The sequence below is a fragment of the Apibacter adventoris genome (genome assembly GCF_002964965.1).
GTDB classification, from domain to species: Bacteria; Bacteroidota; Bacteroidia; order Flavobacteriales; family Weeksellaceae; genus Apibacter; species Apibacter adventoris.
Window position 1 is genome coordinate 133,624 of record NZ_PSZN01000019.1, and the last position, 18,279, is coordinate 151,902.

Here is an 18,279-nt window from a genome sequence, read left to right on the forward strand (position 1 = left end):
CCTTAGCGCAATGATAATTACAGATTATATTTTTAAAAATGTTTCCCCATTATATGAAGAAGACACTGTAGAAAAGGCTGAAGATATTATGTTAACCTATAAGCTTTCTCATTTGCCTGTAATCTCAGAAAAAAAGAAACTTTTAGGGAATATAAGTTTTGAAATTATTAAAAATCTTGAAAAAAAGGAAGTAATTATAAACCATTTAATAGAATTAGAAGAATTTTTTCTTTATCAAAGTTCAATTATATTTGATTCTATTAAAATTTTTAGTGATAATGCAACTAATATAATCCCGATTATAGATACAAAAGAAAATTATTTAGGAGTAGTATTAGAAGAAGACATAATTGAAGAATTTGCGACCTATGCTGTGATTAACGATTTTGGAGTTTATATGACACTTACTACTCCGATACAAAAATATTCAATTAGTGAAGTGGCAAATATAGTTGAAAGCAATAATGGAAAAATATTAGGTTTGATGGTTACTAAAATTGATGAGGAAACAACTAAAATAACATTAAAAATACAGTCAGAAAATATTAGTTCTATAGGAGATACATTTGAACGTTTTGGGTATCATATTTCAAATAAATATTTTGAGGATTCAAAACAAGAATTACTTAAAAACAGGTTTGATCATTTCCAAAGATTTTTAGAAGTATAGTAAATTATAAATATATAAGAATAATGAAGATAGGAGTTTATGGACAGGTAGTAAAAAAAGAAGATAAAAATTTATATGAGACTTTTTTTCAAAAGTTGGAAGAAAAAAAAATTACTATTTTAGTTTGTAATACTTATTTAAAAGAATTGTATAATGTATTAGGCTATAAAAATTCTAATTTATTATCTTTTGATAAAGAAAAAGGTTTGCCGGAAGATACCCGTTTGCTTTTTACCTTTGGTGGTGATGGAACTATACTAACTGCCTCAACTTTTATTAAAAATACTAATATTCCTATTGTGGGTATAAACACAGGAAGATTAGGATTTTTGGCAACTCTTCAAAAAACAGAAATTTTGAATGAATTACCCAGAATTTTAGAGGGTAATTGTAGTATCAGTGAACGATCTATTTTAGAAGTAAAAAGTAATAAAGAAATTTTTTATCCTTTTGCTATTAATGAAGTAGCTGTCATGAGAAAAGAAACTTCCTCTATGATAACTGTAGATACTTATGTAAATAATGTTTTTTTAAATTCTTTTTGGGCAGATGGACTTATTATCTCTACACCAACCGGCTCAACAGGATATTCACTAAGTTGTGGAGGGCCGATAATCTATCCACAAGCAGATATATTTGTTATAACACCTATTTCTCCTCATAATTTAAATGTTCGACCATTAATTTTAAAAGATGATGTAACCATTCAACTGAAAATCCGTGGCAGATCAAAGGAATATTCCTTATCATTAGATTCCAGGTATAATACAATGAATATTGAGGATGAAATCATTATAAAAAAGGCAGATTATAAAATAAATATTGTAAAATATAAAAACTACTCTTACTTTGAAAATTTAAGGCAAAAACTACAATGGGGAAGAGATTCAAGAAATTAAATATCTGATAATCAATTATTAAACCTAAGTTTGTTTATAAGTTTTTAATATCTTTTATTAATATCATTTTCCTTATCATATAAATATCTTTAATTTTATTTCATCAAAAATATTTGAAAAAAAGAGAGCAATTATTTAAAAAAATATTAACCTTATATTAATTTTATAGTTTTATAAGGTTTTTTGATAAAATATAGAGATAGATTTCAAATACAAGATTCCATTCTCTTTGTTTTAGTTTTTTTTTGTTGATTTTAATAAAAATGCTATAAAAAATAAAGATATGTCAATATTTGAGAGAAGAGTAAATTATAAACCTTTTGAATACCCGGAAATATTACAATTTACAGAAGCTATAAATCGGGCTTTTTGGGTTCACTCAGAAGTAGATTTTACGGCTGATATTCAAGATTTCCATTCCCACTTAGAAAATAGAGAAAGGAATGCTATAAAAAATAGCTTATTGGCAATTGCACAAATAGAAGTAGCTGTAAAAACTTTTTGGGGAAATATATATCAACATTTTCCTAAGCCGGAATTTAACGGATTGGGAAGTACTTTTGCCGAATGTGAATTCCGTCACTCGGAAGCCTATTCTCGTTTATTAGAAGTTTTAGGTTATAACAATGAATTTGAAAAATTATTAGAAATACCAATTATAAAACAACGAATAGAATATTTAGATAATGCCTTACAATATGCTAAATCTAGTGATCGTAAAAAATATGTAATTTCATTAATATTATTTTCCATTTTAATTGAAAATGTATCATTATTCAGTCAATTTGCCATAATACTTTCCTTTACTCGTTTTAATGGGCTAATGAAAAATGTTAGCAATATTATAGGATGGACCTCTGTAGATGAACAAGTACATGCAAATGCAGGAATTTATTTAATAAATAAAATAAAAGAAGAATATCCTGAATATTTTGATGAAGACACAATAAACCATATTAGGGAAACCGTAGAAAACTCCTTAAAAATAGAAGATAAAATTTTAGACTGGATTTTTGAAGAAGGTGAAATAAATAATTTACAAAAAGAAGATTTATTGAATTTTATGAAATTTAGGGTAGATGAAAGTCTTAAACAGATTGGAATAAAACAACTTTATAATATTTCGGCAGAGCAATATAAACCTATGGCATGGTTTGAAGAAGAAGTCTTTGCTAACAGTTTAGATGACTTCTTTGCTAAAAGACCAACAGAGTATACAAAACATGATAAAAGTATAACTGAAAATGATCTATTTTAATGAGAAATTTTTATACCATAAAAGCAAGTTTTTTACATAAAGAGTTTACAGCATCTATAGAAAAAGAAGTTTTGACAAGTTTGGATAATAGAGCCAGACATTTACAAATATTAGAAGAATTAGAAGACAAAATATCAGAATATTTAAAGGAATTTCAATTAACAGATTTTTATGAAATGCCTTTTATTGATGTAGAAGGAAAAGATAATGGATATTTCTTAAGAAAATTGGCAATAAATAAAAAATCCGGTTTAAAAGGAAAATTGGAATTAATGGTTAAAAGAATAGATTAATAATAAATTATGAGCGAAAAACTTTGGTGGAAAAATTCAGAAAGTGAACAAATTTTGAATAGAGGATATTTGTTGAAAGGGGAAACAGTAGAAGGAGCCATTGACAGGATTACAACATCTGCATCCCAGAGGCTTTACAAACCTGAACTCAAAGAAGCTTTTCAGGAAATGATAGAAAGAGGGTGGATGAGTTTAAGCTCACCTATTTGGGCTAATATGGGTACTCAGAGAGGATTACCTATTTCATGTTTTAATGTTTACATACCCGATAGTATAGAAGGCATTACCCATAAATTAGGAGAAGTAATCATGCAAACCAAAATAGGAGGGGGAACTTCCGGATATTTTGGAGCCCTAAGACCCAGAGGATCTGCTGTATCAGATAATGGTAAAAGTAGTGGGGCTGTAAGCTTTATGAAACTTTTTGATACTGCTATGGATACTATATCCCAAGGAGGAGTAAGAAGAGGGGCTTTTGCTGCTTATTTAGATATTGACCATCCTGATATTGACGAATTTTTAACTATCAAAGATATAGGTAATCCTGTACAAAATCTATTTTTCGGAGTTTGCGTTCCCGATTATTGGATGCAGGAAATGATTGATGGAGATACTGATAAAAGAAAAATTTGGGCTAAAGTTTTGGAAAGCAGGCAACAAAAAGGATTACCCTATATTTTCTTTTCAGATAACGTAAATAAAAATAAGCCACAGGTATATAAAGATCAAGGAATGGTAATTCATGCTTCTAACCTTTGTTCAGAAATTATGTTACCTTCTACAGAAGAAGAGTCTTTCATTTGTTGCTTATCCTCAATGAATTTGGAATTATATGATGAATGGAAAGATACCGATGCGGTAAAATTAGCAATTTTCTTTTTAGATGCTGTATTACAAGAATTTATTGTAAAAACTGAAGGGAATTATTACCTAGCTTCAGCAAATAATTTTGCCAAAAGGCATAGGGCTTTAGGGTTAGGAGTTTTAGGATGGCATTCTTACTTACAGAAAAATATGATTCCATTTGAAGGAATGGAAGCCAAACAAAAAACGGTAGAAATTTTTAAATATTTACAAGATAAATCTAACAAAGCAACAGAGGACTTAGCCAGAATATACGGAGAACCTGAATTATTAAAAGGATATGGCAAAAGAAATACAACGTTGTTAGCTATTGCTCCTACTACTTCTTCCTCTGCCATTTTAGGACAAACTTCTCCCGGTATAGAACCCTTTAGTTCAAATTATTATAAAGCAGGATTATCCAAAGGTAATTTTATGCGCAAAAATAAATACTTAGACATATTATTAACAGAAAAAGGTATTAATAATGAAGATACATGGAGAGGTATTATGTTAAACGGAGGAAGTGTTCAACATTTAAATGAGCTAAGTTATGAAGAAAAACAAGTCTTTAAAACATTTAAAGAAATAAGTCAGTTAGAAATAATACAACAAGCGGCTATACGACAAAAATATATAGATCAGTCGCAATCATTAAATTTAAATATACCCGCAGAATTGCCTGTAAAGGAAGTTAACCGATTAATTATAGAAGCATGGAAATTAGGAGTAAAAACATTGTATTATCAAAGAAGTCAAAGTGTAGCTAAAGAAATGGTAGTTAATTTGGTAAGCTGTAGTAGTTGTGAATCATAACAATTAAAATAAAAAAAAAGTCTGATACATTCAGACTTTTTTATTTTCCAATAATATATTCTTAATTTTACAGAAATGTACAGTTCATCTAAAAATAATGAGTACTGATTATTATAAAATTTTAAGAGTTAATTACAATGCTAAACCTTATGAAATAAAAAAAGCCTACAGAAAATTGGCCTTATTATATCATCCGGATAAAAATCCTTCAGATAAAAATAAATACCAAAAGATATTTACAGAGATAAATGAAGCTTATAACGTTTTATCTAAAAGTGAATCTCGAAAACGTTATGATTTAATTTATAAAACAAAAATTATTCAGAAAAAAACAACTATATCTCCTCATTTGTTTCTAGAAAAAATTAATAATATAAGAAAATTCATATACACAAAAGGAAGGAATAAAATTAGTGAAACAGCCTTATATAAAGCCTTATACAATTTATTATCAGATAACAATCTGAAATTTTTACTAATTAAAAACGAAAAAGAAATCAACGAAGAAATAATAAAAGAAGTTTTGAAATGTTGTAATTTTTTAACTTCACAAAATTTGAATAATATTACTGGTAGATTATTTATTTTAGCAAATGAAAATCCTAAATTAAATAATTTAATAAATGATTATATTAAACATTCAAATCAATTAATATTTTCAAATGTAATAGCTTTTTTTATAAAAGCCAAATATAAGATTACAAGATTATTCCGTTAATAAAAAGGAATTTTTTTATTTTTCTTAATTTTTTCCACTCCATTTATACATACTATAATCTTATATTTTTTTGTTTTTTTTAAGATCATAGTATTCAGCTTATCTGCATCATCAGTAGAGGGATTAGGCAAAAAATATAAAATCGCTAGATGACTTAGTTTTTTTCCCTTAATTCCACTAAATAATAAACGATAAAAAAAATCAATATCCTCCCCGGTTTGAGTCATAAAATCTTCATTATACCCATTTATATCCATAAAATCTTTTTTCCAAAAAGAAACATTATTTCCCGTCATTTCATTAGAAAAATAATTAATCGGGGAATTAAAATTTGACAAAAAAGGAATTCTTAAATTTTTATTGCTTCGTTTAATTTTTCCTGAGAAGTAACTGAATTTAATAATTTCATATTGTATTACTGTATGAATTGATTTAGAATGTACAGGTAGGCTGATTCCATACAGAAAAATATTAGATTTAGCTTTTATACTATGATCATAAACAAAATTTTTATGTAAAATACAATTTGCATTAATTTGTATTATATAATCCGATTTGCTTTTAAGAATCGCTTTATTTAATATTTTAGATTTACTTGGCTCTTCATTCTTTTCTAATTCCATATGTAGGATAGGAGTGGGTATATATTGAGCAAATTTTTGAATTATAGGTTTGTTTAATATGGAAGATCCACCATCGGCAATTAAAATTTCATCAGGAAATTTAGTTTGTTGTTGTATGCTTTTTAAAACTAGGTTAAGAGCTTCCGGCCAATTAAAAGTGTAAATAACTAAAGAAATAGTATGAGACATGGAGTTTAAATTCAATTTTAGTTTAAAAAAATAAAAAGAGTGATATATTTATTCAAAAATATGAAATAAATGGTTTTAATATACAAAATATTATAGAAATACAACAATTATTAAATATGATAAATTTCTGTAATAATGCTTGCATATTAAAAAAGAAAAGAATAAAAAATAATTTATTATATTTATGCTAAGCAAAATAAGAATGAAAAAATGCATAATAAATTATTAAGGCTGTCAATCATAGTTATCGCGATTATAAACATAGGAATGTTTCAGGCTCAAAATAAAAAAACTACACAACAGGAAAAAAGCTCTCAGTATAAAAAAAAACCATTAATTTACGGACCTAAATCCGCAGCTAAAATAAAAGAACTGTTCTTTCTTAATTCTCAATTTAAACTACCAGCCACAATATCTGCTATAAACAGTATTGCAGGATATACAAGTTCTGAATCTATAGAAGGAGCAGGAAATATATATACTTGGGATTTTACCAATGGATTTCAAATAAGTGCAATATCTGAGTCCGGAGGTACAGTAGGAGGAAATGATAATATAGTTCTGGTAAGTTTTAATTATGGAAATACAAATTCTTTAGAACTGGGAAATTCTATAAGTATTCACAAATCCACCTTAGCTTCTATTCAAAAATTATATCCCGGAAAATTAATCAAATATAAATCTTCAAAAATTCCAACTTATAAAATGGAAAACCAATCGAAGTATATAACCTTTTATTTTAATGAAAAAAATATACTTACAAGCTTATCCATCTCCAAATATGATTTAGAAATTTAAAAAAACAGGTAAAATTTATTTATGAAAAAAATACTGTGGGCTTTTATTATTTTCAGCTCTTTTTTTTGTAGAGTAGAATCTCAATTAAAGAGAAATATGACTAAAGAAGAACAAAAAAAAGCGGCTAAATGGGTTGATTCAGTTTATCATTCTTTGACAATAGAAGATAAAATTGCACAATTATTTATTGTGGCAGCCTATGTAAATAAAGGAGAAAAACATATACAGGAAGTTACGGATTTAGTAAACCGCGAGCATATTGGAGGTTTAATATTGATGCAAGACGACGCCCGAAAACAAACAAGATGGGTAAACCAATTACAACAACAATCCCTTGTCCCTATGTTAATAGGGATCGATGGCGAATGGGGGTTAGCACAACGGTTTGCAGAAACTCCCCGTTTTCCTTGGGCTATGACATTAGGTGCTATAACGCAAGACAGTCTTATTTTTGAAACGGCAAAGTTCATTGCGTTACATTGCAAAAGAATGGGAATTAATTGGGATTTTGCTCCGGTAGTAGATATTAATGTAAACCCCAATAACCCTATAATAGGAAACCGATCTTTTGGTTCCGACAAACATAATGTTGTAAAAAAAGCCTTAGCCTATATGCAAGGGTTGCAAAGTCAAAAGGTCCTTTCTTCGGCAAAACACTTTCCGGGTCATGGAGATACAGAGGTCGACAGCCATTTGGATCTTCCCACCTTAAATCATACCCAAGCCCGTTTTGAAACTTTAGAATTATTTCCTTTTAAAAAATTAATTAAAAATAAAGTAGACGGTATTATGGTCGCTCATTTAAATGTTCCGATTTATGAAAAAGACCCTAAAGTACCCGCTTCACTTTCCTATAATATAATTACAAAACTGTTGAAGAATGAATTAGGCTTTAAAGGTCTAATCATTACCGATGCATTGAATATGCAAGGAGTAGCTAAAAACTACCCTTATGGAGAAATGGATTATTTGGCATTTAAAGCAGGCAATGATGTTCTTTTATTCTCCCAAGGGGTTGTATTGGGAAAACAAAAAATAAAACAAGGCCTGGAAAGTGGAGATATTTCGGAAAAACGACTCGAAGAAAGTGTAAAAAAAATATTGTTTGCTAAATATAAGGTAGGTTTGTATAAAAAATTTACACCCGTAAATGAAGAGAATTTAATGAACGATTTGAATAATAAAGATTCGGATTTATTAATAGAAAAATTGTATAAAGCCGCAATTACTAACATAAAAACAACAAAAGGCTTTTTCCCTTTATCAAAAAGCAAAAAATATTTATTCTTGCCTTTGGAAGAAGGAAACCATGAAATATTTTATTCAGAACTACAAAACAAATTTCCGGATATACAAAAAGTGACCCTCTCACAACTAAACTCAGGCTCATTGAATCCCAAAGATTATCAGCTAATTATAGGCATCTTTAAAGATACGGAAAGTTCAGTGTATTACTCATATAAAATATCTCAAGAATCTAAAGACGCCCTTACACAATTATCAAAAAAATATGAGGTGACTTTATGCGATTTTATAAGTCCGTATAGTTTAAATTACTTAGATTTAACCTCAATAAAAAATATTATAATCACTTACCAGAATAATTCTTATACCCAAAAAAATATGATTGATATATTAACAGGAACAATAAAAGCAGAAGGTAAATTACCTGTAAAGATTGCCAATTAACCTATATAAATAATTAGGCTGAAGGATAAGTTATTTTCAAAAACATAGTTTATACCATTATTATTTTACTTATTTTTAACTATAAAAATAAACATAAACCACAAACCATCTAAAATAACTAAAACTACTCATCATGGAACAGTCTCACAATCCTCCTCAGGTTTTCCTTTACCCAACTCGGTTCTTTATAAGAAATAACTCCGCTAAAACAATATATACCTTCCAAATAAAGATACACAAAAGAGGTAATATTTTTTAGGGTTCAGTTGTAGGAAGGTACTGTAAATTAAATATAAAATAAGAGAATAAGCCCAATACGATAACAGAAAAATATTTTAGTAATTTTGAATACAAAGGAAAAACAAACTAATTATAGGAAATATAAAAGATGACAAGTATAAATCAGAGAGCTGAACTGCAAGCCAAAATATGGAAAATAGCTAACGAAGTGCGTGGGTCTGTAGATGGCTGGGATTTTAAACAATTTGTATTAGGAACCCTCTTCTATCGTTTCATTAGTGAAAATTTCACAGACTATATGGAAGGAGGAGACCGCAGCATTCACTATCCAAATATACCCGATGATGTAATAACTCCGGAAATAAAAAAAGATGCGGTCAAAACCAAAGGATATTTTATCTATCCAAGCCAGCTTTTTGTAAATATCGTTAAGACCGCCCATACCAACCCAAATCTTAATACAGATCTGAAAGCTATTTTCGAGGCTATTGAAAGTTCTGCAAATGGTTATCCATCCGAAGATGATATCAAAGGGTTGTTTGCCGATTTTGATACCACCAGCACCCGACTGGGTAACACCGTTGAAAACAAGAACAGTAGGTTAGCTGCTGTATTAAAAGGCGTAGCGGAACTGAATTTCGGCAATTTTGAAAATAACCATATAGACCTGTTTGGCGATGCCTATGAATTTCTTATCTCTAATTATGCGGCAAACGCAGGGAAATCAGGAGGAGAGTTTTTCACGCCACAACACGTTTCCAAGCTTATTGCACAGCTTGCCATGCATAAACAGACAAGCGTAAATAAGATTTATGACCCGGCAGCCGGCTCGGGTTCTTTGCTACTGCAGGCAAAAAAGCAATTTGAAGATCATATCATAGAAGAAGGTTTCTTTGGGCAGGAAATAAACCACACCACCTATAACCTGGCTCGTATGAATATGTTTTTGCACAACATCAACTACGACAAATTTGATATTGTGCTGGGGAATACGCTTACAAATCCGCAGTTTGGTGACGAAAAACCCTTCGATGCCATTGTTTCCAATCCTCCTTACTCGGTAAAATGGATAGGTGCAGATGACCCTACACTCATCAATGACGACCGTTTTGCCCCTGCCGGGGTACTGGCTCCCAAATCAAAAGCCGATTTTGCCTTTGTATTGCATGCACTAAGTTACCTGTCGGCTAAAGGAAGGGCTGCTATAGTTTGTTTTCCGGGGATTTTTTACCGTGGGGGAGCAGAGCAGAAGATCAGAAAATATCTGGTAGATAATAACTTTGTGGAAACCGTCATTTCTTTAGCCCCCAACCTGTTCTACGGCACTTCCATTGCCGTAAATATCCTGGTTCTTTCCAAGCATAAGACCGATAACCATACACAGTTTATAGACGCCAGTGGCGAAGGTTTCTTTAAAAAAGCCACCAATAACAATATACTTGAAGATAAGCATATTGATAAGATTATAGAGATATTCGACAAAAAACAAGAAGTTGAATATGTGGCAAAATCGATAGATAATCGGCAGATTGCCGAAAACGATTACAACCTTTCGGTTAGCTCCTATGTAGAAGCCAAGGATTTCAGGGAAGTAATAGATATTACAAAGCTGAATACGGAAATTACGGAAACAGTAAAAAAGATCGATGCCCTTCGTGCCGATATAGATGCAATTATAAAAGAAATTGAGGTATGAGGTATTTAGAGAAATTATTACAAGGCGTTAAGGTGGAATGGAAACCGTTGGCTTATTTAGAATCTGGAGTAGCTGAATTAAGTCGTGGTCGGGTAATGTCAAAAGAATATTTAGAAGATAATGTGGGTAAATTTCCTGTATATAGTTCCCAAACAGCTAATAATGGAGAAATTGGGAAAATAAGAACTTTTGACCAAGATGGAGAAGCTATTACTTGGACAACTGACGGAGCTAATGCTGGAACTGTATTTCATAGAATAGGTAAATTCTCAATAACAAATGTTTGTGGATTAATAAAGATAAAAAACATAGAAGAACTAAACTATAAATTTTTGTTTTATTGGCTTTCAATTGAATCTAAAAAACATGTTTATTCAGGGATGGGAAATCCTAAATTGATGAGTAATCAAATGGCTAAAATATTAATCCCGATACCACCTTTAGAAATACAACAAAAAATAGTTAATATTCTTGATACTTTTACAGAGCTTACAGCAGAGCTTACAGCAGAGCTTACAGCAGAGCTTACAGCTCGTAAAAAACAATATAACTTCTATCGTGACCGGCTGCTTAGTTTTGAAGGAGGTAAGGTGGAATGGAAGCCTTTGAGGGAAGTCGCTGTCAAAATATCTTCTGGTGGTACACCAAACACTAATATTGCAGAATATTGGGAAAATGGCACAATTCCTTGGATGAGTTCAGGTGAAGTTAATTTAGGAACTATTTATAATACTGAAAAATTTATAAGTGAAAATGGTTTAAAAAACTCAAGTGCTAAATATGTTCCTAAAAATTCTATAGTAATTGCTTTAGCAGGTCAGGGTAAAACGCGTGGAAAAGTTGCAAGGACAAGAATTGATCTAACAACTAATCAGTCTCTAGCATCATTAACATTTGATAAAAACACAATTAATCCTGACTATGTTTTTCACTTTATGAAAACTCAATATGAGAAATTACGTCAAATATCATCTGGTAGTGGTACTCGTGGCGGACTAAATCTGCAAATGATTTCAAACTACAAAATCCCCATTCCCTCACTCGAAGAACAAGCTCGCATCGTTGCGATCTTAGACAAATTCGATACCCTCACTGCTTCCATAACTGAAGGTCTGCCTAAGGAAATAGAACTCAGAAAAAAACAGTATGAATACTACCGAGATATGTTATTAACATTCCCTAAAGACGAACAAAAATGACACAATATACACCCATAGCAGAATCGAACAATTTCATAGTTCTCGATAATTACACCAAGTACTCATTGGTAAACGATACTCCGGCTGTTTATCAGACGGAGGCTGATCTGGAACGTGAATTTCTCCAGGACCTGATCAATCAGGGGTATGAAAACCCGTCTTATCTGACTACTGCCCAAGCTATGTTAGATAATGTGAGGGTGCAACTGCAGTCTCTAAACAATATGGTATTTACCGATAGCGAGTGGGCACGGTATGTAGAAGAATATTTAGACCGACCGGGAGATAATTTAGTAGATAAAACAAGGAAAATACAGGACAACTATATTTACGATTTTGTGTTTGACGATGGACATATCCAAAATATCTACTTAGTAGATAAAAAAAATATTGCCCGCAATAAAGTACAGGTAATCTCCCAATTTGCACAAAAAGGAACACATGCCAACCGCTATGATGTAACTATATTAGTCAATGGCTTACCTTTGGTAGAAATAGAACTCAAAAAACGCGGCGTGGCTATTCGCGAAGCCTTCAATCAGGTACACCGCTATACTAAAGAGAGTTTTAATGCTGAAAATTCACTCTTTAAATACCTGCAGATTTTTGTGATCTCTAATGGTACCGACAGCCGTTATTTTGCAAATACAGTAGAGCGAAACAAAAACAGTTTCGACTTTACCATGAACTGGGCTAAAGCTGATAATACCTTAATCAAAGACCTGAAAGACTTTACCGCAACCTTTTTTCAGAAACGCACACTCCTGAATGTATTATTCACCTATTCGGTTTTCGATACAAGCAATACCTTACTCATTATGCGGCCCTATCAAATTGCAGCCACAGAAAGGATCTTGCGTAAAATAGAAAGCTCGTATCTGTCAAAAAAATGGTCAAATACCGAAGGAGGCGGCTATATTTGGCACACTACTGGCTCGGGTAAAACCCTTACCAGTTTCAAGGCTGCCCGGTTGGCTACACAACTCGATTTTATTGATAAAGTATTCTTTGTGGTAGACCGTAAAGACCTGGATTACCAGACCATGAAAGAATACCAACGTTTCTCTCCCGACAGTGTGAACGGATCGGAAAGTACTGCGGGCTTAAAAAGAAATATAGAAAAAGAGGATAATAAAATTATTGTCACCACGATACAGAAGCTGAATAACCTGATGAAAAGTGAAAGTGACTTACCTATTTTTCAAAAGCAGGTCGTATTCATTTTCGATGAAGCCCATCGTTCCCAGTTTGGCGAAGCCCAGAAAAATCTGAAGAAGAAATTTAAAAAGTATTATCAATTCGGTTTTACCGGAACTCCCATATTTCCTATAAATGCTTTGGGGGCAGATACCACTGCAAGTGTATTTGGCAGAGAATTGCACTCTTATGTGATTACCGATGCTATTAGAGATGAGAAAGTGCTGAAATTTAAAGTCGATTACAATGATGTACGTCCACAATTTAAAGGAATAGAATCCGAACAAGATTTGGGAAAACTAAGTGCGGCAGAAAATAATAAAGCCTTGCTTCATCCTGCTCGTATCAATGAAATATCTCAATACATATTACAGAATTTCAGAATAAAAACCCACAGAAATCTAGGAGGCAACCAAGGATTTAATGCCATGTTTGCAGTAAGCAGTGTGGATGCCGCAAAATGTTATTATGATGAATTGAATCGTTTGCAAAAAGAGAGTGAAAAGCCATTGAAAATTGCGACCATCTTTTCCTTTGCAGCTAATGAAGAGCAAAATGCCATCGGTGGGATTGTAGATGAAACCTTTGAACCCTCTGCAATGGATAGCAGCGCCAAAGAATTTTTAACTAAGGCCATCTATGACTATAACGCTATGTTCAAAACCAGTTATGGCATCGATAGTAAAGAGTTTCAGAATTATTATAAAGACCTTGCTAAACGTGTAAAAGGAGTAGATAGTAGCAACAAAAAACTTCCACCTGAACAAAAAGTTGACCTTTTAATTGTAGTCGGGATGTTCCTTACAGGGTTTGATGCTCCTACGCTCAATACGCTATTTGTAGATAAGAATTTGCGTTATCATGGTCTTTTACAGGCATTTTCACGTACTAACCGAATTTATAATGCCACAAAGACTTTTGGAAACATTATAACTTTCAGAGATTTAGAGCAGGCAACCATTGATGCTATTACCTTATTTGGCGATAAAAACACGAAAAACGTGGTATTGGAAAAGAGTTACAAGGAATATTTAGAAGGTTTCACGGATATTGTCACAGGAAAAGCCCATAGAGGTTATATTGAGGTAGTGAAAGACTTAAATAAAAAATTTCCCGATACGGAAAAAATAGCTACAGACAAAGACAAAAAGGAATTTGTAAAATTATTTGGAGAATATTTGCGTGTAGAAAATATACTACAGAATTATGATGAATTTACCTATCTCAAAGCACTTCAAAAAATAGATATCAACGATCCTGAATCTATTGAAAGATTTAAAGAAACTTATTTTGTAACCGATGAGGAGATAGATACCATGCGAGGAATACAAATACTCCCGGAGCGAACCATCCAAGACTATCGATCTACTTATAATGATATTCGCGATTGGTTGAGAAGAGAGAAAAATGGTAAAGAGCCGGAAGAATCGAAAATTGACTGGGAGGATGTAGTCTTTGAAATAGATTTACTTAAATCTCAGGAAATAAATCTGGATTATATTCTCGAACTGATTTTTGAGCATAACAAAAAGACTAAAGATAAAGCCTCATTAATAGAAGAAATACGCAGGGTAATTCGTGCAAGTATAGGCAATAGGGCAAAAGAAAGTTTGGTTGTAGATTTTATTAATGAAACCAATTTAGATGCTATACAAGATAAAGCGAATATTATAGCTTCTTTCTTCGAATATGCACAGCAGAAACAAAAAATAGAAGCAGAAGATTTAATAACCGAAGAAGATTTAAACGAAGAAGAAGCCAAGCGTTATATCACCACTTCTTTGAAGCGAGAATATGCTACGGAAAACGGGACAGAGCTTAATGCGGTTTTACCGAAGATGAGCCCCTTAAACCCAGAGTATTTGACAAAAAAGCAAAGGGTTTTTAGAAAACTGACCTTATTTATTGATAAGTTTAAAGGAATAGGAGGGCAACTTTGATTAATTTCGGTGCCATGTACTTGTAAGTAAAATCAAAAACTTAAATCAGAAAAGAACCCTATGAAAATAATGAAAAATTAAGCTCTTCCGCTAACGAACTGACTGTTGAAAAGAATGAAATACTAATAGGTAATAAAACTCTGAATGGTTGGGCCGGGGGCAAAATGACCCTACAGACATGGAAGGATGGGTACCTTTGAGAAAGGTAAAATTTCTTAAGAAAGATTATCTCTATCTCTCCGTATACTCATAATTCTATTGGGTATTATTTTTCAAAAATTCTAATATTTCAGGAACAAGTTTGTCTATTTCTTTTTCTATACTCTGCGTTAGATTATTCAATTGGTCAAAATTAGGATGGTCCACCAAAATCACCTTTAATTCAGAATACCGAGGCTTGGTCGTTCTACCTTCATTCCATTCAGTAGATTTTAATAGCTCCCAGTATTCTTTTTGCACTTCTGTATTTTGTCCCATCAGCCACAGTTCAAACCTTACTTTTTTGTGGTTAAAAACAATTCCAAAACGAAGTTTGTGAGTTCTCAAATATTCGTTGAAGAAATAGAAATACGTATAATCCATATAACCGGAAAATACATTTCCGAAAGAAAATCTATCTGTATATGTTTTCGATAAATGAGTTTTTAAGTTAGAAACATATTTCAATAGACCCCTATAAGCTTTTTGGATATTGCCTTCTTCTAGAGCCTTCTTATATAAGGAAACCTGTTTATTAAAATCTTTCAAAATAAAACCTCTATTAATTGATATTTTATCTGTAATCTAATCTTTAAAAGATATTTTTTAGGCGCTTGGTCTCTAAATTCCTTATTAAAAATATATCTATATTCAGACTTATTTAATTTTCCGAATCTCTTTTTTTGAGAAAAGTTAAATAAGAGTATTTATATCAAAATTTTCAAGATATTCACAAACTCTTTTTACAAACATTCCACCTAGGGCTCCATCCACAACTCGGTGATCATACGTATGCGATAAAATCATTTTGTGTCTAATGCCCAGCAAATCCCCCTGAGGAGTTTCTATCACTGCTGGTTTTTTTACAATTGCTCCTATGGCTAAAATAGCTACTTCGGGTTGGTTAATTATAGGAGTACCGGCAATATTTCCAAAAGATCCCAAATTCGTAATTGTATAGGTACCACCTTTTATTTCTTCGGGTTTTAAATTGTTATTTCTTGCGCGTTTAGCTAGGTCATTGGTAGCTTTGGTAAGCCCTGTGAGGCTGAGTTGATCTGCATTTTTTATAACGGGAACAATTAAATTACCGTTAACAAGAGCCGTTGCAACGCCTATATTTATATTTTTTTTCTTAATAATATTATTTCCTTCTACGGAAATATTAATCATTGGATAATCTTTTATTGCTTTTACAATCGCTTGAATAAATAGGGGAGTAAAAGTTATTTTTTCGCCTTCTTTTTTAAAGAAAGCATCTTTTATTTTATTTCTCCATTGTACAATATTTGTTACATCTGCTTCTATAAAAGAAGTTACATGTGGAGATATTTGTTTGCTGGCAATCATATGCTCGGCAATTAATTTTCGCATTCTATCCATTTCTATTACCTCTTCAGTTTCGTATGAATGATTATTGGAAACTGAAGAAACATCGGAAATGATATTTTTTGTTGATGAAGTATGATTTAGATTATCATTTTTCCTATTTTTTAGATATAAAAACATATCATCTTTCGTAATACGATTATTAATTCCCGTACCCTTTATAGCAGATAATTCTTCTTGAGAAATATTTTCTTTTATGCATATAGCCTTTACTAAAGGTGAGTAGAATCGATCTTTACTAAAATGTATGTCTTTTTCTAAAGAAGTATTATGTAATAATGGTTTTTCAATTTCAGTAATGATTTCTTTTTCTAATGATTCTGAAGAATGATTTGAAATGATTACTTCTTCTTTATTTTCATTTAAATTATTATCTGCCTTTCCTTCTATTTCTAAAATAGCGAAAGGTTCGCCTATTTTGCAGATATCATTTATATTTTTTAATTTTTTGATTATTTTTCCTGAAACTGGAGATGGAACATCTGAGTCTACTTTATCCGTAGCAATTTCAATTATTACATCATCTTCCTGAACAAAATCGCCCTCATTTTTTGCCCAACCTGTCACGGTAGCTTCCATAACTCCCTCACCCATAGGAGGAAGTTTTAATTCGTATTCAATCATAATTAAAATTATTACACAAATTTACTAAAAAACGAGAAATTATTATCAGAAATACTAAAATTACCTTATGTATTTAGTTTTTAACTGTTATATATTTAAATCAATTACAAAACCTTCATGGTTTCTTACATTGAATACTAAATTATTGTCAAACAAGAGATATTGTCCTTTAATACCTATTAATTTTCCTCCAAAGGCTGTGGTTTTTTTTAGATTTACAGATTTAATTTTTAAGGGATATACACTTACGGGGTAGTTTATATGTAAGATTGTGGAATCTTCTGTAATGTATTTTACTAAATCTTGAGGTATAAATTGGCACAATTCCCTTTTTTTTTCTTCAAGGTTAACGTAAGGTACGGCTTCACTCAACATTTTCCTATAATTTGTTTTATCTGAAATATGTTTTTTTAATGCGACTTCAATTAAACCGGCTTCATATCTATTATCGGTTTCTGCTAACTTTATAGCATATTCTGCCCCTTGATCAATCCAACGTGTAGGAATTTGTGTTTTTCTTGTAACTCCTACTTTCAGCCCTCCGGAATTTGCAAGATATACAATATGAGGTTGCAGCTGAGCTTGTTCTTCAAAAGAAAGATCCCGGTCTGTTATTCCTAGATGAGCTTTTGAAAGTTCAGGTCTTATAATCCATTCTCCTGTATGCGGCGAAGTAAAATAACAATTTTTGCAATATCCCATAGCAAAAATTTCTTTATCTTCCCCGCAACCTAAACATTGGTTATGACTAAATGTAATGTGAATTTCTTTACCTATCAAAGAATTAAAAAAAATTATCTCATCTGTAAAATTTAGATAGTATTGTACCGGATTACTATTTTCAGCAATTAATTTAGTCAAAAGACCTGTGAATTTCATAAATAAAAAATATTTTTCTATTCAAATAGAGTTAAATTACAAATATAATTATAATCTTATTAAAAATAATTAATTAAATATTTGAGATAAATTTATGAGTTGAACATAAGAAAAATGAGGT

The 18,279-nt window shown here is 31.2% G+C and carries 15 protein-coding genes; 11 read left to right on the plus strand and 4 right to left on the minus strand.

Annotated features, from left to right (window positions below; translation table 11 throughout):
• The first annotated feature begins 10 nt into the window (after window positions 1–10).
• The 6 genes from C4S76_RS08285 to C4S76_RS08310 all read left to right on the plus strand — a co-directional run bounded on the left by C4S76_RS08285 (window position 11) and on the right by C4S76_RS08310 (window position 5,497).
• Window positions 11–670, plus strand: a complete 660-nt coding sequence (locus C4S76_RS08285) for a CBS domain-containing protein (protein ID WP_105194008.1) — start codon at window positions 11–13, stop codon at window positions 668–670.
• A 23-nt stretch (window positions 671–693) separates the two neighbouring features.
• Complete coding sequence (locus C4S76_RS08290) at window positions 694–1,569, plus strand: NAD kinase (protein ID WP_105194009.1); 876 nt, start codon at window positions 694–696, stop codon at window positions 1,567–1,569.
• Between the two features lie 283 nt (window positions 1,570–1,852).
• The gene (locus C4S76_RS08295; RefSeq protein ID WP_105194010.1) at window positions 1,853–2,827 is read left to right on the plus strand and encodes a ribonucleotide-diphosphate reductase subunit beta; all 975 of its coding nucleotides are present in this window, start codon (window positions 1,853–1,855) and stop codon (window positions 2,825–2,827) included.
• Window positions 2,827–3,120 carry a hypothetical protein gene (locus tag C4S76_RS08300; protein WP_105194011.1) on the plus strand — a complete coding sequence of 98 codons (294 nt, stop codon included), beginning with the start codon at window positions 2,827–2,829 and terminating at the stop codon, window positions 3,118–3,120. Before C4S76_RS08295 ends, C4S76_RS08300 begins: the two co-directional genes overlap by 1 nt.
• 9 nt (window positions 3,121–3,129) lie before the next feature.
• On the plus strand, window positions 3,130–4,779 hold the full coding sequence (locus C4S76_RS08305; RefSeq protein ID WP_105194012.1) for a ribonucleoside-diphosphate reductase subunit alpha: 1,650 nt from the start codon (window positions 3,130–3,132) through the stop codon (window positions 4,777–4,779).
• Between the two features lie 97 nt (window positions 4,780–4,876).
• Window positions 4,877–5,497: a J domain-containing protein gene (locus tag C4S76_RS08310; RefSeq protein ID WP_105194013.1), complete on the plus strand. Its 621-nt coding sequence runs from the start codon at window positions 4,877–4,879 to the stop codon at window positions 5,495–5,497.
• On the opposite strand, the gene C4S76_RS08315 is transcribed toward C4S76_RS08310, so the two are convergent.
• On the minus strand, window positions 5,494–6,309 hold the full coding sequence (locus C4S76_RS08315; RefSeq protein ID WP_105194014.1) for a galactosyltransferase-related protein: 816 nt from the start codon (window positions 6,307–6,309) through the stop codon (window positions 5,494–5,496). The two genes, C4S76_RS08310 and C4S76_RS08315, sit on opposite strands and share 4 nt — an antisense overlap.
• A gap of 210 nt (window positions 6,310–6,519) precedes the next feature.
• On the opposite strand from C4S76_RS08315, the gene C4S76_RS08320 reads away from it, so the two are divergent.
• The 5 genes from C4S76_RS08320 to C4S76_RS08340 all read left to right on the plus strand — a co-directional run bounded on the left by C4S76_RS08320 (window position 6,520) and on the right by C4S76_RS08340 (window position 15,068).
• Window positions 6,520–7,107 (plus strand): hypothetical protein, encoded by a 588-nt coding sequence (locus C4S76_RS08320; RefSeq protein ID WP_105194015.1) that lies wholly within the window; start codon window positions 6,520–6,522, stop codon window positions 7,105–7,107.
• A 21-nt stretch (window positions 7,108–7,128) separates the two neighbouring features.
• Window positions 7,129–8,796 (plus strand): glycoside hydrolase family 3 protein, encoded by a 1,668-nt coding sequence (locus tag C4S76_RS08325; RefSeq protein ID WP_105194016.1) that lies wholly within the window; start codon window positions 7,129–7,131, stop codon window positions 8,794–8,796.
• A 388-nt stretch (window positions 8,797–9,184) separates the two neighbouring features.
• Window positions 9,185–10,732, plus strand: a complete 1,548-nt coding sequence (locus C4S76_RS08330) for a type I restriction-modification system subunit M (RefSeq protein WP_105194017.1) — start codon at window positions 9,185–9,187, stop codon at window positions 10,730–10,732.
• On the plus strand, window positions 10,729–11,931 hold the full coding sequence (locus tag C4S76_RS08335) for a restriction endonuclease subunit S (RefSeq protein ID WP_105194018.1): 1,203 nt from the start codon (window positions 10,729–10,731) through the stop codon (window positions 11,929–11,931). The genes C4S76_RS08330 and C4S76_RS08335 overlap by 4 nt, the downstream gene beginning before the upstream one ends.
• Window positions 11,928–15,068: a type I restriction endonuclease subunit R gene (locus C4S76_RS08340; RefSeq protein WP_105194019.1), complete on the plus strand. Its 3,141-nt coding sequence runs from the start codon at window positions 11,928–11,930 to the stop codon at window positions 15,066–15,068. The genes C4S76_RS08335 and C4S76_RS08340 overlap by 4 nt, the downstream gene beginning before the upstream one ends.
• A 255-nt stretch (window positions 15,069–15,323) precedes the next feature.
• Here C4S76_RS08340 and C4S76_RS08345 read toward each other — a convergent pair whose 3' ends face one another.
• From C4S76_RS08345 to C4S76_RS08355, 3 genes are all read right to left on the minus strand, one after another.
• Window positions 15,324–15,815, minus strand: a complete 492-nt coding sequence (locus tag C4S76_RS08345; RefSeq protein ID WP_221405000.1) for a DUF7000 family protein — start codon at window positions 15,813–15,815, stop codon at window positions 15,324–15,326.
• 144 nt (window positions 15,816–15,959) lie between these two features.
• Entirely contained in the window at window positions 15,960–17,279 is a 1,320-nt protein-coding gene (locus tag C4S76_RS08350; RefSeq protein WP_105194021.1) for a dihydrolipoamide acetyltransferase family protein, read from the minus strand.
• 87 nt (window positions 17,280–17,366) lie between these two features.
• Window positions 17,367–18,158, minus strand: coding sequence for a DUF2797 domain-containing protein (locus C4S76_RS08355; protein ID WP_105194022.1), 792 nt, complete (start codon window positions 18,156–18,158; stop codon window positions 17,367–17,369).
• Window positions 18,159–18,279 lie beyond the last annotated feature (121 nt).